The sequence below is a fragment of the Malikia granosa genome (genome assembly GCF_002980595.1).
Lineage (GTDB): Bacteria > Pseudomonadota > Gammaproteobacteria > Burkholderiales > Burkholderiaceae_C > Malikia > Malikia granosa.
On sequence record NZ_PVLQ01000152.1, the window covers coordinates 1 to 598 of the forward strand.

The 598-nt window shown below is 44.5% G+C and carries 1 protein-coding gene; it reads right to left on the reverse strand.

The genetic code is table 11. The features are described from left to right. Positions 1–198 precede the first annotated feature (198 nt). Positions 199–456, reverse strand: a complete 258-nt coding sequence (locus C6P64_RS18105) for a hypothetical protein (protein ID WP_146115985.1) — start codon at positions 454–456, stop codon at positions 199–201. Positions 457–598: the final 142 nt, after the last annotated feature.

Here is a 598-nt window from a genome sequence, read left to right on the forward strand (position 1 = left end):
GACACCTTGAAATCACTCGGCAGCGTGACCACCGTCGTGACACACATGGCCACGAACAACTGAGTGGCCCACTGTCTGCAAGAAAAGCGCTCTAGCATCATCGGCTAATAAGGTAATCGGTTTATGAATTTTTTCGTCAGTTGTGCCAGCTGATCGGACGAATTTCCTGCCAGCTGGCATGCTGATTGAAACCTAAATTCAATTGAAGTAGATAAATGGTTTTTTGGATACGCCGGGTGAATCAAGCGTCTCGTCAATGACCAGAGAAGTAACCACCTTGCGTTCCCACAAATGTGCCTTACGTCGTTGGGGACGATTCATCCTCATGCGTGTCCACCAACTGGGTGTCGCCATCCCGTGAATATAATGGTTGAAATTCTTCCGTTTTTTGGTCAAAGAACCCGCAATTCCTTCAAGACCCATATAGTAGTCAGGAATTCTGAGCAGGATGTTCATGTCTTTGGTTGTGCGAGACATTTGTGTTGTAGTTATATGTTAGGAGTTAATTTCTAGAGATGAAGATGATAATTATTGCATTTATAATTTTGGATGCATGCCTTGCTTCATCTTGCTGCGTTTACAGCCGCTAACACAACTG

What these genes read in the sequence shown, in the direction of transcription:
- C6P64_RS18105 (WP_146115985.1), bottom strand. Translation starts at nt 456, where the DNA reads ATGAACATCCTGCTCAGAATTCCTGACTACTATATGGGTCTTGAAGGA.